We start from the raw sequence: 3,579 nt of genomic DNA on the forward strand, positions 1-3,579 counted from the left end.
CCGAAAGCCCAAGTACGTCCAGTACGAGGACTTCCGGCCGGCACACCGAGAGCACGCACCGGACGCCGCTCCTTGACGGGCAAACGTTGCCTGCCACGGCACTAGCAGGCCCATCCGACGGCCGACGGCCGACAGGAAAGGACTACCGGGCCGCCCGGACTGAACCCGTCCCATCGGGGGCCGGCGGGACTGCACCTGCGGGGCCGGTGGGCGGACGGAGGCCTCGTCGGCCCGTGGGCCGACCCACTGCGCCGGCCGAGGCGCCTACTGGGACAGCGGCGCGAACAGGTCGACGCCGTTGCCGTCGGGGTCCTGCACGACCGCGTACCGCTGGCCCCAGAAGGCGTCCCACGGCTTCAGCTCGCCCTGGTGACCGGCGCTCAGCAGCTCCTCGTACACCATGTCGACCTCGGCCGGGGTGTCGCAGCGCAGCGCGAGGGAGGTCCTGCCGCTTCCGGACGGCGGTTGCCACTCCGGGAGGAACGAACGGACCGTGTCCTCGGTGTCCAGCAACAGCCGCAGACCTCCCGGAAGTTCGGCTTCGGCGTGCGGCTGCCGCTCGGAACCCTCGGGGAAGGCGAACCCGAGCCGACGGTAGAAAGACACAGAGGCGGCCATGTCGGAGACGACCAGGCCGATGGCATCGAATCGTGGACTCATGCGGCCACGGTAGGCACAGCCGGCTCGGCAGGTCTTGAAGGAAACGGACACGTCCGGCGCTGGAAAACCGTTCCCCATCTGTTTCCGGCGCGTGCCAGGGTGGTCCGATGGACAACCTTGGCCGTCGTGAGCTCATGAGCTGGCAGTTCGACCTGACGTGGTCCCTCTTCGAGTACCACCTGGACCGGCTGGAACCCGAGGACTTCCTCTGGGAGCCCGCTGCTCACACCTGGACTCTCCACCCGGACGGCTCCGGAGGGTGGACACCCGACTGGGCGGACACGGAACCCGACCCCATCCCCGTCCCGACCGCCGGATGGGTGAGCTGGCACCTCGCCTGGTGGCTGGGCACCGCCACCGACCACCTCCTCGGCCGCCCGCCCCGAGAGCGCGCCGACATCCGCTGGCCGGGAGCGGGTGAGCCGGCCGTCACCTGGCTGCGAGGTCTGCGCGAGGAATGGACGGCCGCCGTCGCGGAACTCAACGAAGCCGACCTCGACCGGACCGCACCGTTTCCCTGGCCGAACGACCCCGAGCACACCGTGGCCCACCTGCTCGCCTGGGCGAACGCCGAGCTGATGAAAAACGTGGCCGAGCTGGGACAACTGCGCCTGGTGAGGGCGGCTTCCCAGGTCAGTCGAACGTAACCGGTCCCTTGGGCGTTTCCACGGTGATCGAGAAGGCGGCCGGTCCCTCGGCGAGCACGAGGCCGGTGCCGAGGACGGCCAGCACAGGGCGGATCTCGTGAGGCGATGGTGCGGTGGCGGTCAGTTCCAGCAGACGGACGACGGGCAGCTTCGACGCGGAGGGATGGGGCGTGGTGCCCCAGTCGATGAGGAACGGCACCAGACCGGACGGGTGCGGGGAGCCGCCGTCGGTGAGTCGCCACCGAAGCAGGGTGCCGTCGGGGCGACGCCGGCTCATCTCCCGCACGTCTCCCGTGTCGTAGCCCTCCGTCCGAGCGGCCGCGACCGCCGCGTCCAGGTCGGGCGGACTGATCGCCCAACTGATCGTCCGCGCCGACGTGGGCGCGTCAGCCCCGAAGGGGCGCGTCTGGGACCGCTTCGGCTGCTCCGGATCCGGGCCGATGATCTCCAGGTAGGCGCCATGGCCCAGTCCGACCAGGTGGTTGCGGGTACCGAGCCCGACATGCACCCCTCCCGGCGCCGGGGCCACGCCCGTGCGCCGGGTGAACTCGGTGACCGTCGCCGCCAGATCAGGCGTTGCGATGACGATGTGATCGAGGAGTGCGGGAATGGTGTTCATCCCGCCCGAGCCTACGCGCCCCGGTCCGCGTAGCCGCTGAGCCTTGAGCTTCGCGTCGACTGCGGAAACGGATGAAAGCGGTTGATCAGCCGTGAATCCACCTCCGCTGACAGGGCTTTGGGTATCTCACGAGCACTCGTGTGCGCCGCCGGGCAACCGCGACGCGAGGGCGAAATTTTCGGCTTGATCGCTTCCCTGGGACCCGAACTCCCGTCCGCCTGGGCTCATTGCCATGACCGACCGTCTGCTCGTGTACACCCGCACCACCGCCTACCGCCACGACTCCGTCCCGGACGTCATTGCCGCCGTCCGCGCCTTGGGCGAGTTCGCCGTGGACCACACCGAGGATCCGGCTGACCTCGAAGCTTCGCTGGACGGGTCACAGGATGGGCAGGTGTGAAGCAGGCGGAACAGTCAGCCTCGCGGCGGCGCCGTACTCTCCCGCTGTACAAGCCGCGTCGACAGTTCTGTCCGCGTGCCCTCCGGGTGGTCCCCGTCCATCATCCGCACCAGCAGTCGTAGGGCCGTCGCCGCCATCTCGGCCAGCGGCTGACGGACGGTGGTGAGAGCGGGAGTGGCCCAGCGCGACTCCGGCAGGTCGTCGAAACCGACCACGCTGACGTCGTACGGAACCCTCAACCCCCGTTCCGCCAGCGCCTGGTAGACCCCGAGGGCCATGCGGTCGGAGCAGACGAAGACGGCCGTCGGCGGCACGGGAAGGTCGAGCAGCTCGACCATGCGGCGATGGGCGACGGATTCGTCGAAGCCGCCGTTGCGGAGATACTCGGGGCGGTGCGCCAGCCCGGCGGAGGCCAGCGCAGAGCGGTAGCCGGCGACGCGGGCGCTGCTGCACATCTTGCGGCGCGGCCCGGCGATCACGGCGATGCGTTCGTGGCCCAGGGCCAGCAGGTGCTCCGTCGCCGTCACCCCGCCCTGCCAGTTCGCCGCGCCCACCGACACCACCCGGGGCGGCGGCTCGACCACCGGGTCGATCATCACGAAAGGCGTGCGGTGCTGCTCCAGCCAGGCGTACTGGGATTCCGTCAACTCCGTGAGATTGAACAGGACTCCGGCTGATCCGCGCACGGTCAACTTGTCCAGCCAGCCACGCTGAGGGCGGCCGACTCGGGTGCGGGACAGGCCAGCCGAGACGACCACGTCCAGGCCGGCGTCGTGCGCCGCCTCCTCCACGCCGTGCAGCACAGCTCCTGACCAGGAACTGTCCAGCGAGTGCACGACGAGGTCGACCAGCCGGGGCGGCTTCGTCGCGTCGAAGCGCGGTCTGCGTACATACCCGAGCCGGTCCAGAGCCTCTGTTACCCGGCGTCGGGTCTCGGGAGCGACGTCCTCGCGACCGTTGACCACCTTGGAGGCGGTCGGCACGGACACCCCCGCCTCGCGGGCCACGACTGCCAGGGTCGGCCCGGCCGTCACGCCCGCACTCGCCGTATGCACCATCGGGAACCACCTCTCCGGCCCGCCCGAGGGCCAGCGAAAGTTCGATCAGCGCACTTTCGGAGCCGATCCGGAAACAGACGGCTGCAGAAAGCGCTTGCTATCCTAGTGCCGCGGCAGGCAACGTTTGCCCGTCAAGGAGCGGCGTCCGGTGCGTGCTCTCGGTGTGCCGGCCGGAAGTCCTCGTACTGGACGTAC

Annotated in this window: 4 protein-coding genes and 1 pseudogene; 2 read left to right on the forward strand and 3 right to left on the reverse strand. The window is 69.9% G+C overall.

Translation table 11 applies throughout. The features are described 5' to 3' along the window. Nucleotides 1-264: 264 nt before the first annotated feature. Nucleotides 265-660 carry a VOC family protein gene (locus tag AB0J04_RS45545; protein WP_363174623.1) on the reverse strand — a complete coding sequence of 132 codons (396 nt, stop codon included), beginning with the start codon at nucleotides 658-660 and terminating at the stop codon, nucleotides 265-267. Nucleotides 661-767: 107 nt separating this feature from the next. Here AB0J04_RS45545 and AB0J04_RS45550 point away from each other — a divergent pair, with 107 nt between their 5' ends. Continuing rightward, nucleotides 768-1,307 carry a DinB family protein gene (locus AB0J04_RS45550; protein ID WP_363174624.1) on the forward strand — a complete coding sequence of 180 codons (540 nt, stop codon included), beginning with the start codon at nucleotides 768-770 and terminating at the stop codon, nucleotides 1,305-1,307. Here AB0J04_RS45550 and AB0J04_RS45555 read toward each other — a convergent pair. Then, a complete protein-coding gene (locus AB0J04_RS45555) occupies nucleotides 1,294-1,926 on the reverse strand; it encodes a VOC family protein (RefSeq protein WP_363174625.1) in 633 nt (210 codons plus the stop codon). The genes AB0J04_RS45550 and AB0J04_RS45555 overlap by 14 nt on opposite strands. Nucleotides 1,927-2,158: 232 nt before the next feature. Between AB0J04_RS45555 and AB0J04_RS45560 the strand changes: the two are divergent. Next, a pseudogene (locus AB0J04_RS45560) lies at nucleotides 2,159-2,305 on the forward strand (ThuA domain-containing protein); the annotation flags it as partial. Nucleotides 2,306-2,340: 35 nt separating this feature from the next. On the opposite strand, the gene AB0J04_RS45565 reads toward AB0J04_RS45560, so the two are convergent. Then, nucleotides 2,341-3,384, reverse strand: coding sequence for a substrate-binding domain-containing protein (locus AB0J04_RS45565; protein ID WP_363174626.1), 1,044 nt, complete (start codon nucleotides 3,382-3,384; stop codon nucleotides 2,341-2,343). Nucleotides 3,385-3,579 lie beyond the last annotated feature (195 nt).

Origin of the sequence: Streptomyces sp. NPDC050263, assembly GCF_040655955.1 — a bacterium.
GTDB lineage: Bacteria > Actinomycetota > Actinomycetes > Streptomycetales > Streptomycetaceae > Streptomyces.

Bases quoted from the DNA above. Each gene is read 5' to 3' on its own strand.
- AB0J04_RS45545 (WP_363174623.1), bottom strand. From the start codon at position 660: ATGAGTCCACGATTCGATGCCATCGGCCTGGTCGTCTCCGACATGGCC.
- AB0J04_RS45550 (WP_363174624.1), top strand. From the start codon at position 768: ATGGACAACCTTGGCCGTCGTGAGCTCATGAGCTGGCAGTTCGACCTG.
- AB0J04_RS45555 (WP_363174625.1), bottom strand. From the start codon at position 1,926: ATGAACACCATTCCCGCACTCCTCGATCACATCGTCATCGCAACGCCT.
- AB0J04_RS45565 (WP_363174626.1), bottom strand. From the start codon at position 3,384: ATGGTGCATACGGCGAGTGCGGGCGTGACGGCCGGGCCGACCCTGGCA.